Annotated in this window: 14 protein-coding genes and 3 pseudogenes; 12 read left to right on the top strand and 5 right to left on the bottom strand. The window is 41.8% G+C overall.

From position 1 onward, the window contains the following. Positions 1-391: 391 nt before the first annotated feature. A complete protein-coding gene (locus AC07KQ_RS14575; protein ID WP_014566862.1) occupies positions 392-1,228 on the top strand; it encodes a ParA family protein in 837 nt (278 codons plus the stop codon). Continuing rightward, the gene (locus AC07KQ_RS14570) at positions 1,221-1,610 is read left to right on the top strand and encodes a hypothetical protein (RefSeq protein WP_014566863.1); all 390 of its coding nucleotides are present in this window, start codon (positions 1,221-1,223) and stop codon (positions 1,608-1,610) included. Before AC07KQ_RS14575 ends, AC07KQ_RS14570 begins: the two co-directional genes overlap by 8 nt. Before the next feature lie 44 nt (positions 1,611-1,654). On the opposite strand, the gene AC07KQ_RS14565 is transcribed toward AC07KQ_RS14570, so the two are convergent. From AC07KQ_RS14565 to AC07KQ_RS14555, 3 genes are read right to left on the bottom strand one after another with little or no spacing between them, the layout of a single operon-like run. Beyond that, positions 1,655-1,996 (bottom strand): hypothetical protein, encoded by a 342-nt coding sequence (locus AC07KQ_RS14565; protein ID WP_014566897.1) that lies wholly within the window; start codon positions 1,994-1,996, stop codon positions 1,655-1,657. Next, positions 1,989-3,281, bottom strand: a complete 1,293-nt coding sequence (locus tag AC07KQ_RS14560) for a Y-family DNA polymerase (protein WP_289420852.1) — start codon at positions 3,279-3,281, stop codon at positions 1,989-1,991. Before AC07KQ_RS14560 ends, AC07KQ_RS14565 begins: the two co-directional genes overlap by 8 nt. Then, positions 3,278-3,661 carry a hypothetical protein gene (locus tag AC07KQ_RS14555; protein WP_032953959.1) on the bottom strand — a complete coding sequence of 128 codons (384 nt, stop codon included), beginning with the start codon at positions 3,659-3,661 and terminating at the stop codon, positions 3,278-3,280. Before AC07KQ_RS14555 ends, AC07KQ_RS14560 begins: the two co-directional genes overlap by 4 nt. A gap of 193 nt (positions 3,662-3,854) precedes the next feature. On the opposite strand from AC07KQ_RS14555, the gene AC07KQ_RS14550 reads away from it, so the two are divergent. Beyond that, entirely contained in the window at positions 3,855-4,172 is a 318-nt protein-coding gene (locus tag AC07KQ_RS14550; RefSeq protein WP_003572740.1) for a hypothetical protein, read from the top strand. Positions 4,173-4,407: 235 nt separating this feature from the next. Here AC07KQ_RS14550 and AC07KQ_RS14545 read toward each other — a convergent pair. Continuing rightward, positions 4,408-5,570, bottom strand: a protein-coding gene (locus AC07KQ_RS14545; protein ID WP_121496551.1) for an IS3-like element ISL1 family transposase whose coding sequence is annotated in 2 segments (ribosomal slippage) — positions 4,408-5,330 and positions 5,330-5,570 — 1,164 coding nt in all. Because the reading frame shifts where the segments join, the coding sequence is not laid out codon by codon here. Between the two features lie 66 nt (positions 5,571-5,636). Here AC07KQ_RS14545 and AC07KQ_RS14540 point away from each other — a divergent pair. From AC07KQ_RS14540 to AC07KQ_RS14510, 7 genes and pseudogenes are all read left to right on the top strand, one after another. After that, a pseudogene (locus AC07KQ_RS14540) lies at positions 5,637-5,753 on the top strand (IS30 family transposase); the annotation flags it as partial. Between the two features lie 409 nt (positions 5,754-6,162). Beyond that, positions 6,163-6,594 carry a hypothetical protein gene (locus AC07KQ_RS14535; protein ID WP_480156643.1) on the top strand — a complete coding sequence of 144 codons (432 nt, stop codon included), beginning with the start codon at positions 6,163-6,165 and terminating at the stop codon, positions 6,592-6,594. A gap of 168 nt (positions 6,595-6,762) precedes the next feature. Then, positions 6,763-15,720, top strand: a complete 8,958-nt coding sequence (locus AC07KQ_RS14530) for a SpaA isopeptide-forming pilin-related protein (RefSeq protein WP_480156642.1) — start codon at positions 6,763-6,765, stop codon at positions 15,718-15,720. Positions 15,721-16,044: 324 nt separating this feature from the next. After that, positions 16,045-16,296 (top strand): transposase, encoded by a 252-nt coding sequence (locus AC07KQ_RS14525; RefSeq protein ID WP_289420878.1) that lies wholly within the window; start codon positions 16,045-16,047, stop codon positions 16,294-16,296. 131 nt (positions 16,297-16,427) lie between these two features. Further along, positions 16,428-17,129: pseudogene (locus tag AC07KQ_RS14520) on the top strand (IS3 family transposase); the annotation flags it as partial. Between the two features lie 9 nt (positions 17,130-17,138). Then, positions 17,139-17,480 (top strand): annotated as a pseudogene (locus tag AC07KQ_RS14515) (transposase); the annotation flags it as partial. Continuing rightward, on the top strand, positions 17,480-17,677 hold the full coding sequence (locus tag AC07KQ_RS14510) for a helix-turn-helix domain-containing protein (protein WP_080555491.1): 198 nt from the start codon (positions 17,480-17,482) through the stop codon (positions 17,675-17,677). The pseudogene AC07KQ_RS14515 and the gene AC07KQ_RS14510, both read left to right, overlap by 1 nt. A gap of 199 nt (positions 17,678-17,876) precedes the next feature. Here AC07KQ_RS14510 and AC07KQ_RS14505 read toward each other — a convergent pair whose 3' ends face one another. After that, a complete protein-coding gene (locus AC07KQ_RS14505) occupies positions 17,877-18,344 on the bottom strand; it encodes a hypothetical protein (RefSeq protein ID WP_289421072.1) in 468 nt (155 codons plus the stop codon). 277 nt (positions 18,345-18,621) lie between these two features. Between AC07KQ_RS14505 and AC07KQ_RS14500 the strand changes: the two genes are divergently transcribed. Together AC07KQ_RS14500 and AC07KQ_RS14495 are read left to right on the top strand one after the other, a co-directional pair. After that, the gene (locus AC07KQ_RS14500; RefSeq protein WP_003601979.1) at positions 18,622-19,272 is read left to right on the top strand and encodes a recombinase family protein; all 651 of its coding nucleotides are present in this window, start codon (positions 18,622-18,624) and stop codon (positions 19,270-19,272) included. 5 nt (positions 19,273-19,277) lie between these two features. Beyond that, positions 19,278-19,562, top strand: coding sequence for a BRCT domain-containing protein (locus AC07KQ_RS14495; protein ID WP_002819966.1), 285 nt, complete (start codon positions 19,278-19,280; stop codon positions 19,560-19,562). Positions 19,563-19,617 lie beyond the last annotated feature (55 nt).

Genomic DNA, 19,617 nt, shown 5'->3' with positions numbered 1-19,617 from the left:
TTTAAAAACTCCTTGTGGTTCATCTATTTATGGTAGAGCAAACAAACATTTGATAATTCCATATAACAACACGACTGTATACTAGTGATAACGTCCTGTAAAGGACTATAGTTAAAATAATAATTCTGGTATACCAGTATACCCGTATACTCAGTAGATGTGTATACCAGTATACTGGTATACTGGTATACACGACCTTTTTTGCATAAACTATTTTTGATCAAAAAAGCTTAAAAAAAATAGCGCTTAAGGCGATATATAAAAAGAATTCAAGGTATACAGGTATACCTGTATACCTTGAATTCTCCCTTATATCGTCAAAAAGTATACCGGTATACTTTTACAAAGGTATTCATAGGTGCTATAATGTTTGTAGGAAGGCGGTATTTATATGGCTAAAACTTACGTTGTTGGGAACTTCAAGGGCGGTGTTGGTAAAACAAAAACCGTTACGATGCTAGCTTATGAGAGTGCAGTAAAAAAGAGAAGAAAGACTTTGGTAATTGACCTAGATCCTCAAGGTAATGCAACAAGCGTTCTTGGACGAACAGGCGGCTTGAGTGCCATTACTAAGAATGTAACAGATGGGTTTATCAGCGGAAACTTACGGAACCAAATAACAAAAGTGATACCCCGCTTGGATATTATTGGTGCAAGTACGAGCTTTAGAACGTTACCAAAGTTGTTAATGTCAAAATTTCCGGAGGACGAAGATCAGCAAATGCTGTATTTGAAGACACTGCTGGAACCCTTAAAGGATCAATATGACAGTATTTACCTTGATGTTCCGCCGACTATCTCGGATTTCTCAGACAATGCAATGATGGCTGCTGATTACTGCATTATTGTTCTTCAAACACAAGAACTCTCTCTTGATGGCGCAAAGACTTATATTTCCTACATGCAATATTTAGCAAATAACTATAATTCTGATTTAGATGTTCTTGGAATAATTCCATGTATGTTGCGACCTGGTGGTAGGGTAGATGAAGATGTTCTACATGCGGCTCGGGATCTTTATGGGAACAACGTTTTACACACCGTTGTAAAATATCAGGAACGACTAAAGGCATATGATGCTGAAGGAATCCATATCAACAAAACCACACTAGGCTACGAAGATAGTTGGGATATTAGAGCACATAAAGTTTTTGAAAGTGTTCTAGACGAACTAGATGAAAATCAAAAGAAACTTGATAAATACCGAGAAGGTGAGCTAAATGAGTGACGAGAGCATTCAACCGATTATTGACCATCATAAAAGAAAGCAATCAAGCGGATTAGAGCGGAAGCAAGTCTCAATTGCAGGGACAAATGATTTTTCGGCTACTATTGATAAGAAGGTTGTGAATAATAACTCGCCAGCGGATGATTCTCGATACAAAGCGACTACAACAATGAAAATATCACCAGTAACAAACTTGAAGTTGCAGACTTTAAAGCCATTTATAAATGAGCAAAAGTCTAGTGATCGTTCAGATACAATGAATGACTTAATAAATGTTTTGATTGAAAGTTATATTGGAAAAAATCTGACTGCACGGCAGGCAAATGCGTACAACCAAATGTTTGGGTTACAGCTCAGTATGTTGAAACCTAAACAAAAATAAGCACCATACGTGTTTGAGCACAGTACATTAAGTGCAATTAAAAGTTACAGACGATTATGTCCGTGAATTAAATCTTCAAGAATATCAGAATCAGGGTGAATTAAATGCCGTGTGTTGCGATATTCAATGTTTAGGTTAGAATGCTGCTTCAAAGAGGAAAGAAAATGCTCATATTGGCCTTTATCACGTTTAAAGCAGGCAATCTCATAGCTTTTGATCAACTTTGCTTTGAACCGCTGCATGTAGATGAAGAATGAGTAGCAGTCTTCAAAGTGGTTATCGACCACCACCAACCAATAACGAGTGTGCGGCGCACGGGTGAAGTAATGATCGTACTGTGACAGCATGGATTGGATGCCAAGCCGCAGTTCGGTTTCCTTATCCATGATGCCCACCAACCAATCCGGCACGATCAATTGCGGTCGCGCCTTTTTCTTTGGAGTAACCCCGCACAATTGCTTTGTAGCCATATAGCTGACGGATCTTGTCAATTGTTTGATCTAACAAAACGTTTGCTTCTTCCTTCTCTGCTGATTCAAATAGACTAAGCTGCATCGAGCTTGCTTGACTGATGCGATTAACACGAACTGAAACATTTCTGACGGCATGGCCGTTCCACTTACTATGGAAGAGATAGCGAGCGGCGCGAATCAAATCGTCAGTGCGGTTTGTGGGATCAATCTTCATTTGCGCACCGAAACCGGAGGTGCCCGCTTCTTCTGCATCAGCATAACCAATCCCAACGCTAACCACTTCACCTTGTACTTGATGGTGACGAAGTCGGCCAGCAACCTGATCAGCAATCTCGCTAAGCACGACTTCAATCTCCCTTGCCTGCGTGTAATCACGCATAAGTATCTGGCTATTGCCATAGCCTTTGTTCTCAGCGCGTGGCAAATAGCGACGAGTCAAATCCGAGTAATCAATACCCCATGAATGGAAATACAAGGCATCGCCGAGAACGCCGAAGCGTTGATGTAATAGCAGCCGATCGGTGTGTGAAAGATCATAGAGGTTGTGAATGCCTATTGCGTTAAGCATTTTTGCGGTACGGCTGCCAATTGACCAGAAATCGGCTAAGTCATGTAGTTGCCATATGGTTTCGGGAACCCGGTCGTAAGTCCAAGTGGCTTGCCACGGAGCGGCCTTCTTGGCTTCGTTATCGAGGGCCAGTTTTGCCAGTAGAGGATTCTGACCAATCCCAACGGTCGTGATAATACCAAACTGATCAAACACCTTCTTCTGTATTTGGGTAGCAATTTCTTGATTGGAGCCGAAGAGATTGTGTGAGTGGGTAACGTCAATAAAGGATTCATCAATGGAATAAGGGTACCAATGGGCATCGTCAGTAAATTGGCGATAAATACGATTAATCCCGTAATTCTTGCGAATGTAATCCGCCATCCGTGGTTCGGCCAGTTCAATCTGCATGTCGTCCCGCAATTGAAAGCGGCGCGTGCTCAAGCCAACATGGTAACGTTTCTTGCAGTTGGGACTCGCTGCTAACACCAGGCCGCCAGGGGAATCGCCTTTGCTAAGCACGGCAATATCAGCTGCCAACGGGTGAACACCGCGTCGAATGGCCTCAACTGATGCGTAAAAGGACTTGCAGTCAATACACATGATGTCGTGTACCGGTAGTCTCGTTGGATCATCTAATGGCGTGGTCATGCTAACGCCCACCACCGGTCAGGATTGAGCAAAGCTACGTTACGAATATCAGCGGCATTGACTGATTGGGTGTCGCCGTTCTTGAGTTGTATATAAACCTGATCGTCCCAATGACCAATAACGGCGCCCTCAATATCTGGTAGCAACCGATCATCGTAGGGTGTGCCAATTTGAACGGCCACGATTTTTGCATTTTGCCAGGCATCTTCGAGGATGTCGCTAATGGTTTCTTGAGACTGTTCTGGCTTTGGTTCGACAGGACGTTCAGAAATGGAAGCTTTCTCCATATAGGCAGAATGATCACTGAGAATCCAACCGAGCCATTTCTTCATGCACCGATCAGGATAAAGCCACTTTTCTCGCGGCACATTGTTTTCCATAATACTGACCTCCTTTATGTATTTTATAGTTATTATACAAACACACGTTCTCGATGGCAAACATACGTTTGCCTAAAACCGCAGGACGTTTTATACTGAAATTGAAAGACAACAGTAAAAAAGGCATGTAGGATGACATGCCTTTTGCTGAAGCCTTGCTATGAATTGAATCTTGTTTTGAGGAGGAAGCACAATGGATTGTGAAGAATTTGAAACGTATTTGAATGCTAATAGTCGTGTGGTTGCTATTTTCCGCAGCCAGGCTTTGACTTACCAACATAGTAGAAATCGTCAGCGTTCTGCATCAAAGCGATGGAGTGAAACAGCTGTAACAAGTGCTGTCGATAAAATGGTCAGTCAGTTTATTGACAACGTATACGATAAGCTCAAAACTAACATTAAAGAAAATAAGTTTCAGCCTTATGACAGTTGGGTTAACTTTATTGAAGGTAACGAAGTGTTAGATAATTTAGAAGAAACGGTGTCGGAAATTGAATTTGACGAAGAGTAAAGCCAGCCATTCTTCGACTTAATCCATTTGTTTTTCCCCCTATGTTTGATAGTTCAAACTTGGTTATGTTGTTGAATCTTAGAACCTGTCTAGTATCTGCTGAATCTGGTAGAATTGTGGAAAACCGACTGAGGAGTTTGTCATGCCAGATTATCCAAGCAATATTTCTCCCCAGTTTACAATTCAAGTGCAACACCCTGACGACAGGGAAGTCAACACTTTTTCGGACAGTTTGCTAAGCGACTTTTTGTGAAGCTTGGTCATACAAGGAAAGCCATGCTACTGGTGCAAGATAGTCTAAGCGTGCTTGTACCCTTACGCGGTTGTAAAAGGTCTCGATGTAAGCGAAGACTTGCGCTCTCAGTTCATTGATATCTTTAAATTGTATCTGATAAATGAGCTCTTTCTTCATGATGGCAAAGAAGCTTTCGCTCCAAGCGTTATCACCCGGTTTTCCCAATGCTGAGAAGCTACGTTGCCAATGATATTGGTTGACCAACTTTGTCACTGCTTTGGCCGTGTATTGGCTACCACGGTCACTATGAAAAATACACGTTTCTGGCAAAGCCCACCTTTGGTGGGCTTGTTTAAGTGTCGCTAAGACTAAATCCGTGTCCATATGATTGGATATTTGATGAGCTAACACTAGGTTGCTGTTCAAATCCCTTATTTGGCAAATGTAAGCTTTTCCTTCTGATGTTGTCGTCTGTGTAATGTCACTTGATAAGGCTTCAAACGGCTTAAAAGATTGGTGTTTCACTAGATTGGGATAATCACCTTGACGAGCAAGGCGGCTATCGGTCAAACTCTTCGGATGACGACAACGTAGCGTTGAATACAGACCGGCATCAGCCATCAGACGGGCAACTCGGTGATAGGAAGCTTTATTACCATTTTTACGCAATAAACCGCAGATGCGTTTGGGCCCGTAAGTGCCCTGTCCTTGATCAAAAAAGTGTTTGATTCGTTGACGATATTGCCTTTCTTTGGCGTTTCGCTTTGGCAAAGCTCTCCGCCAAGCATAATAACCACTCGTTGATACGTCTAACAAACGCGCCCACCTTACCACAGAAACAGAGGTTTCCCTCAACATAAAAGCATACTTATCGCTGGGGGTTACTTCTGGAGACTGGCAAAGTAGGCGGCGGCTTTTTTTAACATATCACGCTCCAATGCTAATTCGGCATTTTCACGTTTTAAGGCACGGTTCTCAGCTTCTAAAGAAGCAAACGGTGTTTGCTTTCCATCTTCGGTATATAGCTTCCGCCAACGATACAGGGCACTTTCAGGAACACCAAGTTCGGAGGCAATGATTTTAACTGGTTTGGAAGAGTTAAAACTCAAATGTACCGCATTTTTCTTAAAATCTTGGTCGTAGCGATTGCGTGAATAGGTCATTTTGAGGACTCCTTTCGGATAAATCAATTCTCTTATGTTTCTGTCCGAAATTCTAGTACAGACCCGTCTCTCAGAGCAGTTACCCTGGTTGAAATTCAAGCAGTCCAATCCGCACTGAACCATCGTCCCAGACGTATTCTGAACTATCTTCGCCCATGCGATTACTACCGATGCATGGCGTAACAGCCTAGACCACTATCAAGAATTCGTTATCATCGTTGCACTTGACTTGAAAATTGAGGCAGTAATTTAAGTGTATTATCTAGTTGAGACATCTATTCCTACCCCGCTTAAATCATAGCACTAGGGAGGCTTAGATGCCTTTTTTTGTTATCAAAAAGGGCCTAGTACTTTTGGAATGGAAATACTTTCCAACACCAAAAATTCTAGACCCGATAATAACTATTAGTATAAGCAAAATTGTTGTATATTTAACATGTGTAACCTATAGCTTAAATCTTTCGAGTTGTGACTGAATCCACGACTTATAGGATACATATATATGTTTTTTTAGAAAGGAGAGGGGCAAACTTTATTTGTTAAAATTGGGTTCAAAAAATAAAAATTGACTATTTCGAAATAGAGGTAAACTATGAACAAGAAGAAAATAGGACAGCAAATATATTCTTTGGTTCTGATTTTTTTGCTGTTCTTACAATCATCAGCTCAAGTTGTAGGAGCCGTTACATCTAGCCCCAGTGCGGCCGATCATTCGACAGAGGTTCAACTTCTAGGGGCAACTCAAGAAGCTGCTGGATCACGGAACATTGACCTGAAGCTTTCATTAAATAATTCAACAGATGAAAGTATTCATAAGGAAGTTTCAGTATCTGTTTCTAACAATCAGCAACTGAAAGATACGAGCAATTCTAATATTCTTGATGCCAATCAAAAAGTTGTCGGGAAATATACCTATTCGGCCAACAAATTAGAGTTAGAGGTTTTAGGTAATGTTTCTGGCACAGCAACTATCCAACTAAGTCTCACGGAGGCTTCATCCTTAGAAGGATCTGTCAATTTTTAGACGGATAGTCAAAATGTTGTTGCAAAGCTGACTGATTCTATTGAGAAAACAAAAGCTGATAAGCCTTCGACCAATGCTAGCAGCAAAGCTGCGCCTAGTGTTACGGCGACAAGCCAAGGTGAAAAGGCAGTTTCTAAGAGTACTGAGGGCAATGATATTTCAAAGTATTTGCCAGATGACTCCAAAGGGACAATCATTACTGGAGCAAAGATTGAATTCACAGATAGCGATGGTCATACTGTTGATCGCACACAAGTGACAAAAGATACCAATCTTAATTTTCAATATACGTGGGCAATTCCGAATGATATGAAAGATGGGTATCAGCTTAAAGATGGTGACTATTTCTCATTTAAGTTACCCGAAGGAATTACCTATAAACCAGGTACGGGAACTCTTGATGACTATGGAACTTATAGCATAGCTGCTGATGGCACAGTTAAGTTCATCTTTAATAGCAATGTTGAAAGTGTGAACAATATTGAAGGAACATTTGGGTACACCGCTACTATTAGTAGTGATTCATCATCTGGCAAAGATACAATTAAAATTGATAAGACAAGCGGTCCTGTTGAAATACCGATTGTTGTCCATCCATCAGGTGGCAATGATATTGCTAAAACTGGCCAACTAACCGGGGCTAACACATCTGGAAATAACCCAACAGGGATTACGTGGAACGTCACAATTAATACCAATGGTAAAGAGCTAAAGAATGCAACAATTTCTGATCCAATGCCAAGTGATACTACCAACACTGTGCCGACCACGCTGAAATCGGTTAGTGTATATCCCTTGACAGTTAATCTGAAGGGGAATGTGACTAAAACTGGCGATCCCCTTAAAGAAGGTACGGATTACAAGGTTGAAAATGGAAAAATCACATTTGTTGGTGCATATGCAGATACCTATCAGGCTTTTAAGATTGCATACACTAGCGACATCGATTCGAGTAAATTACCAGATAATGGCGGAATCTTAACCTTTACGAACAATGCTACCTTAACTAACGGTGATAAAGACTCTCCAGCTAGTGCGACAGTAAAGGCTAACTACGGGAAACTTTTAAACAAGAGTTTTGACGGTCAGGATAAGAATGGTAGTCAAAAGTATAATTGGCATATTTATTACAATTATGGCGAAAAGACACTTTCTGCCAATACTAAGTTGGTAGATACGTTATCAACGGGCCAAACATTCCCGGAGGACAATAAGCTTTCATTAGTTGATGAGGCTGGTACGCCTATCAGTACTGATGACTATAAAGTAACTTACAATGTTGATAGAACTGAAATGACTATTGTTTTCCCCAATGGGCTGAACAAGGGAGTCAAAATTTCATATCAGTCACAAGTAACAGACCCAATTGGTGATAAAGGCCAAAAGATTAGTAACAGGGTAGATAGCAACGGCCAAACCTCTAATTCTGAAAATAATTCAGTCGGACAGCAGGGACTAACTAAGTCCCTCGGTAGCGTTGACTATAATGCTAAGACTGTTACATGGAACTTTGATATCAATATGGCCCGCCAAAATATGAGCAATTGGTCAATGACCGATCCAGTCCCGGATGGGCTGACTGTAGATTATGATTCCTTTGTTCTGAAAGATAAAGATCATAATACAACCCTCACTGAAGGAACGGACTATGTGATTAGCAAGCAAGGGAACGGTTTTACCATATCCTTCGCTAATGCTTTAAAAAAGCATGCTACAAGTTGGTATACTCTGAGTTATAAAACTGACTTTGAAACGAATAGCCTTCCGAATGGGGGTAAGTGGACTAACACTGCTACGGCAACTTGGACTGATAAAGACGGCCAAGATCATACAAATAAGGGACAGGCAGACTTCACCCCTAAGACTGAGTTTAAAAATGATGGCAGCAAGTCGGGGAGTTATAATGCTGTTTCTAAACAAATTACTTGGACCGTGGTTGCTAACTATAATCAACGTAAACTTAGCAATGCCTCTATTACTGATCCAATTATTGGTGACCAAGACTATGTAGCAGGTAGCGCCAAGTTGTATGAAGCTTCTATTAACACAAATGGCTCATATATTTTGGGAACACAAGTTGCTTCCGCTAATATTTCCTTTGACAGTACTAAGAAACAGCTTACTGCTAAATTACCAAATGATAGTTCTAAGGCTTATGTCTTGACTTACCAAACTAGTCTCTCTGGTAAGGTCATTGATCAAAAGTCGTATGACAATACAGCGACCTATACAAATAACAAAAAATCTAGTGATTTGACGGCTAAGGTGACAGTGCCATACAGTGGCAATGTTCTGGATAAAAGTGGCAAACAAGACCCAACGAACTCTGCTTATGCATTGTGGACGATATGGGTCAATAAAGCACAGTCAACTTTCAGCGATGCAGTTGTTACCGATGAGCCTTCTGACAATCAAATTATTGGCGAAAGCTCTATTGTGATCTATCCAGGGAAGGTCGCTGCTAATGGTGACTTTACTGAAGATACGAGTAATCCATTAGTACTTGGTAAGGATTACTCTGTGGATCTGCAAACTGATAATGTAACTGGTAAGCAAACGATGAAGATTTCCTTTGCAAAGGAAATTAGTTCGGCTTACTCGATTCATTATCGTTCACTGATCAATTCGTCAAAAATTAATGATACGTTGACAAACACAGCATCGATATCAGGCAAGGGCGAAAAGGATGTTGATAACAATACCAACGGATCGACACAAGTAGTAAACAACTACGGATCGGCAACGGGTAAGAACACCAATATCGTTCTTACCAAGAGTGATGCTGACACCAAAAAGTCAATTGCTGGAGCTTCTTTTGAACTTTGGTCGGATGTTTCCGGACAAAAAGGGCAGAAGCTTCGTACAGGGACAACGGATGCTGCAGGCAGTATCACATGGAATAATCTTAAATCTGGAAAATACATTTTAGTTGAAACAAAGGCCCCAGATGGCTATGTGATTTCTACCAGTTTGACAAATGGAAAAGAAATCAATCTTCAGTATAAAGAAGCAAATGCTGATAATAATGTCTTGGTTTCTGCCACTAATCAAAAAGGTAAGGTCACGATTGAAAAGTCTGATGCTGATAACTCAAGTCCTTTAGCTGGAGCAATATTTGATCTTTATAAGAAAGACGGGACTAAGGTTGCTTCGAATCTTAAGACGGGATTAGATGGCACTGTAAGTTATACCGGTCTTAATGCTGGAGACTATTATATTATCGAAACAAAGGCACCTGATGGATATAAGCTAGATGATATTCAGCATGCCTTTACAATTAATAGCGATAGTATTCAATTAAAAGTTCCAGTCACAAATGATAAAGCATTAGGGAGCGTTCTTCTAACAAAGACAGATGGTGATACTGGTAAAGTTCTTTCCGGTGCCGTGTTCGATCTGTATAAGAAGGACGGCACAAAGCTTGCTAGTGGTTTGACGACAGATGCTAAAGGTCAAATCAAGGTCAATGACTTGAAGCCAGGTGACTACTACTTTATCGAAACAACAGCGCCAGCTGGTTATCAATTGAACAACAGTAAGCTGAACTTCACGGTTGAATTTCAGGAAACAACCAAGGTTGCGACCGTCTCGGCAACGAATGCTGAGAAGACTGGTTCAGTTGTTTTGAACAAGACCGACGGCGATACTGGTAAAACTCTTGCTGGTGCAGTATTCGATCTTTATAAGAAAGACGGTACTAAGATCGCTAGCGGTTTGACGACAGATGCTAAGGGTCAAATCAAGGTCAATGATTTGAAGCCAGGCGACTACTACTTTGTCGAAACAGCAGCGCCAGCTGGCTATGAACTAAATGACAGTAAGCTGAACTTCACGGTTGAATTACAAACCACAGCCAAAGTTGCGACCGTTTCTGCAACAAATGCTGAGAAGACTGGCTCAGTTGTTTTGAACAAGACGGATAGTGATACTGGTAAAGCTCTTTCCGGTGCCGTGTTCGATCTTTATAAGAAGGACGGTACTAAGATCGCTAGCGGTTTGATGACAGATGCTAAGGGTCAAATCAAGGTCAATGATTTGAAGCCAGGCGACTACTACTTTGTCGAAACAGCAGCGCCAGCTGGCTATGAACTAAATGACAGTAAGCTGAACTTCACGGTTGAATTACAAACCACAGCCAAAGTTGCGACCGTTTCTGCAACAAATGCTGAGAAGACTGGCTCAGTTGTCTTGAACAAGACGGATAGTGATACTGGTAAAACTCTTGCTGGTGCAGTATTTGATCTGTATAAGAAGGATGGGACTAAGGTTGCTAGTGGTTTGACCACAGATGCTAAGGGTCAAATCAAGGTCAATGATTTGAAGCCAAGCGACTACTACTTTGTCGAAACAGCAGCACCAGCTGGTTATGAACTAAACGACAGTAAATTGAACTTCACGGTTGAATTTCAGGAAACAACCAAGGTTGCGACCGTCTCGGCAACGAATGCTGAGAAGACTGGTTCAGTTGTCTTGAACAAGACGGATAGTGATACTGGTAAAACTCTTTCTGGTGCAGTATTTGATCTGTATAAGAAGGATGGGACTAAGGTTGCTAGTGGTTTGACCACAGATGCTAAGGGTCAAATCAAGGTCAATGACTTGAAGCCAGGTGACTACTACTTTATCGAAACAACAGCGCCAGCTGGTTATCAATTGAACAACAGTAAGCTGAACTTCACGGTTGAATTTCAGGAAACAACCAAGGTTGCGACCGTCTCGGCAACGAATGCTGAGAAGACTGGTTCAGTTGTTTTGAACAAGACCGACGGCGATACTGGTAAAACTCTTGCTGGTGCAGTATTCGATCTTTATAAGAAAGACGGTACTAAGATCGCTAGCGGTTTGACGACAGATGCTAAGGGTCAAATCAAGGTCAATGATTTGAAGCCAGGCGACTACTACTTTGTCGAAACAGCAGCGCCAGCTGGCTATGAACTAAATGACAGTAAGCTGAACTTCACGGTTGAATTACAAACCACAGCCAAAGTTGCGACCGTTTCTGCAACAAATGCTGAGAAGACTGGCTCAGTTGTTTTGAACAAGACGGATAGTGATACTGGTAAAGCTCTTTCCGGTGCCGTGTTCGATCTTTATAAGAAGGACGGTACTAAGATCGCTAGCGGTTTGATGACAGATGCTAAGGGTCAAATCAAGGTCAATGATTTGAAGCCAGGCGACTACTACTTTGTCGAAACAGCAGCGCCAGCTGGCTATGAACTAAATGACAGTAAGCTGAACTTCACGGTTGAATTACAAACCACAGCCAAAGTTGCGACCGTTTCTGCAACAAATGCTGAGAAGACTGGCTCAGTTGTCTTGAACAAGACGGATAGTGATACTGGTAAAACTCTTTCTGGTGCAGTATTTGATCTGTATAAGAAGGATGGGACTAAGGTTGCTAGTGGTTTGACCACAGATGCTAAGGGTCAAATCAAGGTCAATGACTTGAAGCCAGGTGACTACTACTTTATCGAAACAACAGCGCCAGCTGGTTATCAATTGAACAACAGTAAGCTGAACTTCACGGTTGAATTACAAACCACAGCCAAGGTTGCGACCGTCTCGGCAACGAATGCTGAGAAGACTGGTTCAGTTGTTTTGAACAAGACCGACGGCGATACTGGTAAAACTCTTGCTGGTGCAGTATTCGATCTTTATAAGAAAGACGGTACTAAGATCGCTAGCGGTTTGACCACAGATGCTAAGGGTCAAATCCAGGTCAATGACTTGAAGCCAGGCGACTACTACTTTGTCGAAACAGCAGCGCCAGCTGGCTATGAACTAAATGACAGTAAGCTGAACTTCACGGTTGAATTACAAACCACAGCCAAAGTTGCGACCGTTTCTGCAACGAATGCTGAGAAGACTGGTTCAGTTGTCTTGAACAAGACGGATAGTGATACTGGTAAAACTCTTTCTGGTGCAGTATTTGATCTGTATAAGAAGGATGGGACTAAGGTTGCTAGTGGTTTGACCACAGATGCTAAGGGTCAAATCAAGGTCAATGACTTGAAGCCAGGTGACTACTACTTTATCGAAACAACAGCGCCAGCTGGTTATCAATTGAACAACAGTAAGCTGAACTTCACGGTTGAATTACAAACCACAGCCAAAGTTGCGACCGTTTCTGCAACAAATGCTGAGAAGACTGGCTCAGTTGTTTTGAACAAGACGGATAGTGATACTGGTAAAGCTCTTTCCGGTGCCGTGTTCGATCTTTATAAGAAGGACGGTACTAAGATCGCTAGCGGTTTGATGACAGATGCTAAGGGTCAAATCAAGGTCAATGATTTGAAGCCAGGCGACTACTACTTTGTCGAAACAGCAGCGCCAGCTGGCTATGAACTAAATGACAGTAAGCTGAACTTCACGGTTGAATTACAAACCACAGCCAAAGTTGCGACCGTTTCTGCAACAAATGCTGAGAAGACTGGCTCAGTTGTCTTGAACAAGACGGATAGTGATACTGGTAAAACTCTTGCTGGTGCAGTATTTGATCTGTATAAGAAGGATGGGACTAAGGTTGCTAGTGGTTTGACCACAGATGCTAAGGGTCAAATCAAGGTCAATGATTTGAAGCCAAGCGACTACTACTTTGTCGAAACAGCAGCGCCAGCTGGCTATGAACTAAATGACAGTAAGCTGAACTTCACGGTTGAATTACAAACCACAGCCAAAGTTGCGACCGTTTCTGCAACAAATGCTGAGAAGACTGGCTCAGTTGTCTTGAACAAGACGGATAGTGATACTGGTAAAACTCTTGCTGGTGCAGTATTTGATCTGTATAAGAAGAATGGCACTAAGATCGCTAGCGGTTTAACGACAGATGCTAAGGGTCAAATCAAGGTCAATGATTTGAAGCCAGGCGACTACTACTTTGTCGAAACAGCAGCGCCAGCTGGCTATGAACTAAATGATAGTAAGCTGAACTTCACGGTTGAATTACAAACCACAACCAAAGTTGCGACCGTTTCTGCAACAAATGCCGAGAAGACGGGTTCAGTTGTTTTGAACAAGACAGACGGCGATACTGGTAAAACTCTTGCTGGTGCAGTGTTCGATCTGTACAAGAAGAATGGCACTAAGATCGCTAGCGGTTTGACCACAGATGCTAAGGGTCAAATCCAGGTCAATGACTTGAAGCCAGGCGACTACTACTTTGTCGAAACAGCAGCACCAGCTGGCTATGAACTAAATGATAGTAAGCTGAACTTCACGGTCGAGTTACAAACCACAACCAAGGTTGCGACCGTTTCTGCAACAAATGCCGAGAAGACGGGTTCAGTTGTTTTGAACAAGACAGACGGCGATACTGGTAAAACTCTTGCTGGTGCAGTGTTCGATCTGTACAAGAAGAATGGCACTAAGATCGCTAGCGGTTTGACCACAGATGCTAAGGGTCAAATCCAGGTCAATGACTTGAAGCCAGGCGACTACTACTTTGTCGAAACAGCAGCACCAGCTGGCTATGAACTAAATGATAGTAAGCTGAACTTCACGGTCGAGTTACAAACCACAACCAAGGTTGCGACCGTTTCTGCAACAAATGCCGAGAAGACGGGTTCAGTTGTTTTGAACAAGACGGATAGTGATACTGGTAAAACTCTTGCTGGTGCAGTATTTGATCTGTATAAGAAGAATGGCACTAAGATCGCTAGTGGTTTGACCACAGATGCTAAGGGTCAAATCCAGGTCAATGACTTGAAGCCAGGCGACTACTACTTTGTCGAAACAGCAGCACCAGCTGGCTATGAACTAAATGATAGTAAGCTGAACTTCACGGTCGAGTTACAAACCACAACCAAGGTTGCGACCGTTTCTGCAACAAATGCCGAGAAGACGGGTTCAGTTGTTTTGAACAAGACGGATAGTGATACTGGTAAAACTCTTTCTGGTGCAGTATTTGATCTGTATAAGAAGGATGGGACTAAGGTTGCTAGTGGTTTGACCACAGATGCTAAAGGCCAGATCCAAGTCAATGATTTGAAGCCAGGTGACTACTACTTTGTTGAAACAGCAGCACCAGCTGGTTATGAATTGAATGACAGTAAGCTGAACTTCACGGTCGAGTTACAAACCACAACCAAGGTTGCGACCGTTTCTGCAACAAATGCCGAGAAGACGGGTTCAGTTGTTTTGAACAAGACAGACGGCGATACTGGTAAAGCTCTTTCCGGTGCAATATTCGATCTGTATAAGAAGGACGGCACAAAGCTTGCTAGTGGTTTGACCACAGATGCTAAGGGTCAAATCCAGGTCAATGATTTGAAGCCAGGCGACTACTACTTTGTCGAAACAGCAGCACCAGCTGGCTATGAACTAAATGATAGTAAGCTGAACTTCACGGTCGAGTTACAAACCACAACCAAGGTTGCGACCGTTTCTGCAACAAATGCCGAGAAGACGGGTTCAGTTGTTTTGAACAAGACGGATAGTGATACTGGTAAAACTCTTGCTGGTGCAGTATTTGATCTGTATAAGAAGAATGGCACTAAGATCGCTAGCGGTTTAACGACAGATGCTAAGGGTCAAATCAAGGTCAATGATTTGAAGCCAGGCGACTACTACTTTGTCGAAACAGCAGCGCCAGCTGGCTATGAACTAAATGATAGTAAGCTGAACTTCACGGTTGAATTACAAACCACAACCAAAGTTGCGACCGTTTCTGCAACAAATGCCGAGAAGACGGGTTCAGTTGTTTTGAACAAGACAGACGGCGATACTGGTAAAACTCTTGCTGGTGCAGTGTTCGATCTGTACAAGAAGAATGGCACTAAGATCGCTAGCGGTTTGACGACAGATGCTAAAGGCCAGATCCAAGTCAATGATTTGAAGCCAGGCGACTACTACTTTGTTGAAACAGCAGCACCAGCTGGTTATAAACTGAGTAACGAAAAAATATCGTTTACGATCAAGCTTCAACTCAATAATGAATCGGCTGTGGTTGTGGCGAAGAACTTTAAGAAGAGTACACCACCAAACACCAATGACAATCACGGCAATGGTCAAAAAATGCCAAATACAGGAGATGTCAATAACGTTGGCATGACACTGATTGGGATACTTTCGGTTCTTGGCTTATTCGTTTATAGCTTTTTCAAACCTTACAGACGAGAACGTCAATAAGGTATATGTCACAAATTTCGATACTGAATACTTTTGTAGCGAGACGATGCGACATGAATGATTATTAGAAAACCAGGTTCATCGGAGACGACTTTCCATAGTGGAAGCCGTCTTTTTTGATACTTCATTTTTATTGAATGATTTGTATCCAATAGCATAAAAAAAGCGTGTCAAAAGTCGACACGCTTGAAGTAATGGCGTTAACAGTAAACTATGGGTTTCTTAAGAATTCGACGTACTTCCTGGATGTAAGCTGATTCCTGAGACAACTTTTAAGAGAGGGTATAATGAATAAATCGTCTCTCAAAAGGAAGGAATTTTTACATGCCAACTCGTTACGACAAAGAATTCAAACAAAACATTATCAACCTATATAAGCAAGGCGAATCAGCTGCCCAACTAGCCAGAGAATATGGCATTGGCTATTCAACAGTTCATAAGTGGATCCAGGGCCAGGCCAAAAATCAATCCGGTAAATCGCCAGACGGAACAAAAGCGATGGAAAAGCGACTGGCTTCGCTGTCTGAGGAGAACGAAATCCTAAAAAAAGCCCTGGGCTTCCTTGCGCAGAAGTAACCAATATCTTTGATTACATTCACCAAGAAAGCCATCACCACCAGGTAACCAAGATGTGCCGAATCCTCGGTGTTTCCAGAGCTCAGTATTATCGTTATCGATCCCCCAAACCTTGAAAACGACGGGCCGAAGATGCGGACTTGAAACAACTGATTCTGCGGATCTTTGCGGAATTTAAGCAGCGATACGGTGTTATGAAGAGCCACCATGAATTGAATCTGGAACTTCAACCACTGCAGCTTCGGTGCAGTCCACGACGGATTTCCCGGCTCATGAAGGAACTGGATATCCACTCCGGTACCGTCAATAAGTGGAAAGCGGCTTCGGCTTCCAAAACCAAGGTTGAACAGCGTCCCAACTTGCTTAAGCAGGATTTCTCGACCACTGGTTTAAATCAAAAATGGACCGCTGATATGACCTATATTCAAACGAAGCGTAATGGCTGGTGTTACTTATCAACCATCATGGACCTGCACTCACGACGGATTATCGGCTATTCGTTCTCAAAAAAGATGGATACTGATTTAGTCTTAAAGACCCTTGAAAGCGCCGTTAAAAATCGAACCATTACTGGGGACCTGATTATCCATACGGATTTAGGATCACAGTATACCAGCGATGATTACAATCAACGTTTAACTGAATTACATATCCGCCACTCATACAGCCGTAAGGGTTGTCCGTATGATAATGCGCCAATGGAATCCTTTCACGCTTCCCTCAAAAAGGAATGTGTTTATCCAGTGCCGGTCTTTGAAGATTATGAAACTGCCGCTGCCGTCCTTTTTGAATATGTGCATGCTTTCTACAATAGGAAGAGAATTCATAGTTCACTGGGCTACCACTGTCAACGACTAGGCATTAGGTTGTCGGGACCACGTTTAGGACGTAAGTCTAAAAAGATGGATGCTAAGCAGCGGCAAGTTGATCGTGACGCAGAGAAGCGGCGCGGGAAAATTGAACGCGGTTTTGCCTTCATGAAAGGCCCTTTGGGCCTTTCATTGGTGCGGACTAAAACGGTAGCCAGCATCGCAGTGACGATTGATATTGCGATCAATCTAGCCAATCTAAAGATGCTATTAAGGCTTTTTAATGGATCAATTTTGATTTTTGTAAAATATAAGCAGGAATCCATCTTAATTCACTATCAAATTCACGTTTCAGGTAGCCGGAATGTTGCCTAATTCACCAGCCACTAGATAGTTGCGTCAATAAGGGATTACTTCCTGCAGAATGGATATCCGAAAAAACTTTAACAAATATTGAGAACGGTCATAATCTGCCTAGCCTAGAAACTCTGTATAAATTATCTATTGCTTTAGAAACAGATATCTCTGACTTAATGAATGAAATCATTGATCAGCATATTAGCCAATCGTAAAGTACTGCATTGAAGACATCAAACAACTTCTTAGAGTCTGTTTGGTATCTAGCAAAAATCAGGATAATCAAGAGTAAATTCCCAAAATCAAGCTCTAGGAGGGAAGTATAGAACCTTTCTTAAACTCCCCCCAAAAAAGGCAGTTACCCATTCGGTAACTGCCTCAAAATGATCGTTTAACTTTGACCTGCAAAGCATGCTAAATATTCTTTAAATGATAAAGGAACTCATCTCTTCTTGGGTATTTGGCTTGTAAGTCATCCAAAACTTTTGCAACACCCTTATCTGTTTTCCATTTCCACCCGTCAATGTCTGGATCATATTCATAACGAATCGGATTTCTAGTACCTTTAACACGCTGTCCAATCCATTTGTCGTATGGAGCTTCGCCTTTAGTTAAGGAGCGACCGCCTACAAAGAAGTATCTTGATGAATTAGGATAAAGAGCCACGCCAGAAAAGTGTGCGACTAGTTTTACCTCTCCTTCAAAACAAAGCGCAACATATTCCTCAGAATTGACTCTCGCGCCTAAACGCCAAACTCCTTTATTATGATCCCAGAGTTCCGAATCAGTTGCATTGAACGAATAACCAACCCATTTTACTGAAGGTTCATTAGGGTAATTTAGAAGTGCCGCTCGTTGAGCTGACAGGGTGATAAAAATCATTAAAACACCGCCTTTTTATTTCTTGTGACATACTTTCTGATGATCTAGCATTGTCTTAAATACGGCACTTAACAAGTGTATAATTATAAAGTCACAGAATCAAGTGTTTATTAAAAAACGGCTTTATTTATATATATATATATATTTATAAATCCAAAAAGAGGGTTTATAAATACGTTTTATTTTAGAAAGAGTTCAGTGAAGTGTACCCTATTGTAACTAAAGAGAGAAGGGAGTATTATTAGTTACATATAAGTGACCCGGAGGTGATCTAGAATTGTCTAAAATCGGTTATGCGCGTGTTAGTACGCGTGATCAAAATCTGGCGCGTCAAATTGAACAGCTACATGATGCCGGTGTTAATAAAATCTTTCAAGAGAAGCTTTCAGGTAAAAATGCCGATCGTCCTCAACTGAAAGCAATGTTAGACTATATTCGTGATGATGATGAAGTAGTGGTACTGAGCCTTGATCGACTTGGTCGCAATTCTCATGATTTGACTGACATCATCGAAACCATTCGGCATCGTGGAGCTCAATTGAACGTTCTAAATCTACCTAGCTTTGCAAGTATTGAAGATCCTAACCTTCGTAACTTGATTACGACAATTATTGTCGAACTATATAAGTATATTGCTCAAGAAGAGCGCGAAACTATTAAGATACGGCAACAACAAGGCATAGAAATTGCCAAACGCCAGGGCAAATATAAAGGCAAAATTCGCGAATATGGTCCTCATTCACCTAATCGTCAAAAACGCTATATTTATAAAGAAGCCTGTCGCCTTTTAAATAGGAAGAAAGACGGAGATGAAACTCTGACCAAGCGACAAATTGCCCGCATGTTAGGTATTGCACCAGTAACCTTATATCGCATCGAAAAGTATCAGGCAGAAGATCTAGCAAATGTTCCCCGTAGTGAGAGGTAAACATCATGATAGATTTAAGGGGCAAACGAATTCTCTTTACAGGCCGTTTGCGATCTTTTCGTCGTTTCCAGGCACAACAGTTAGCAACTATTCTAGGAGCAAAACCTGTCAACGGGATTGACAAAAATGTCGATATCCTTGTGGTTGGTATTATTAGCAAACCCTATGATCAACTACTTACCACTCAAAAGTTAACGTATGCTAGAACCTATGGCATTCCAAAGATTGACGAATTAGCCTTTATTTCATGGTGCCAATGGCGATTAGATCAATTGAAAGCAACTCTTTAAGAACCTGTCTAGTATCTGCTGAATCTGGTAGAATTGTGGAAAACCGACTGAGGAG

The organism is Lacticaseibacillus sp. YLM2-1 (assembly GCF_056583465.1).
Note: the sequence above shows the minus strand (reverse complement) of the source record. Positions and strands in the feature narration are given on the sequence as shown.

Bases quoted from the DNA above. Each gene is read 5' to 3' on its own strand.
- AC07KQ_RS14575 (WP_014566862.1), top strand. From the start codon at position 392: ATGGCTAAAACTTACGTTGTTGGGAACTTCAAGGGCGGTGTTGGTAAA.
- AC07KQ_RS14570 (WP_014566863.1), top strand. From the start codon at position 1,221: ATGAGTGACGAGAGCATTCAACCGATTATTGACCATCATAAAAGAAAG.
- AC07KQ_RS14565 (WP_014566897.1), bottom strand. From the start codon at position 1,996: ATGGATAAGGAAACCGAACTGCGGCTTGGCATCCAATCCATGCTGTCA.
- AC07KQ_RS14560 (WP_289420852.1), bottom strand. From the start codon at position 3,281: ATGACCACGCCATTAGATGATCCAACGAGACTACCGGTACACGACATC.
- AC07KQ_RS14555 (WP_032953959.1), bottom strand. From the start codon at position 3,661: ATGGAAAACAATGTGCCGCGAGAAAAGTGGCTTTATCCTGATCGGTGC.
- AC07KQ_RS14550 (WP_003572740.1), top strand. From the start codon at position 3,855: ATGGATTGTGAAGAATTTGAAACGTATTTGAATGCTAATAGTCGTGTG.
- AC07KQ_RS14535 (WP_480156643.1), top strand. From the start codon at position 6,163: ATGAACAAGAAGAAAATAGGACAGCAAATATATTCTTTGGTTCTGATT.
- AC07KQ_RS14525 (WP_289420878.1), top strand. From the start codon at position 16,045: ATGCCAACTCGTTACGACAAAGAATTCAAACAAAACATTATCAACCTA.
- AC07KQ_RS14505 (WP_289421072.1), bottom strand. From the start codon at position 18,344: ATGATTTTTATCACCCTGTCAGCTCAACGAGCGGCACTTCTAAATTAC.
- AC07KQ_RS14495 (WP_002819966.1), top strand. From the start codon at position 19,278: ATGATAGATTTAAGGGGCAAACGAATTCTCTTTACAGGCCGTTTGCGA.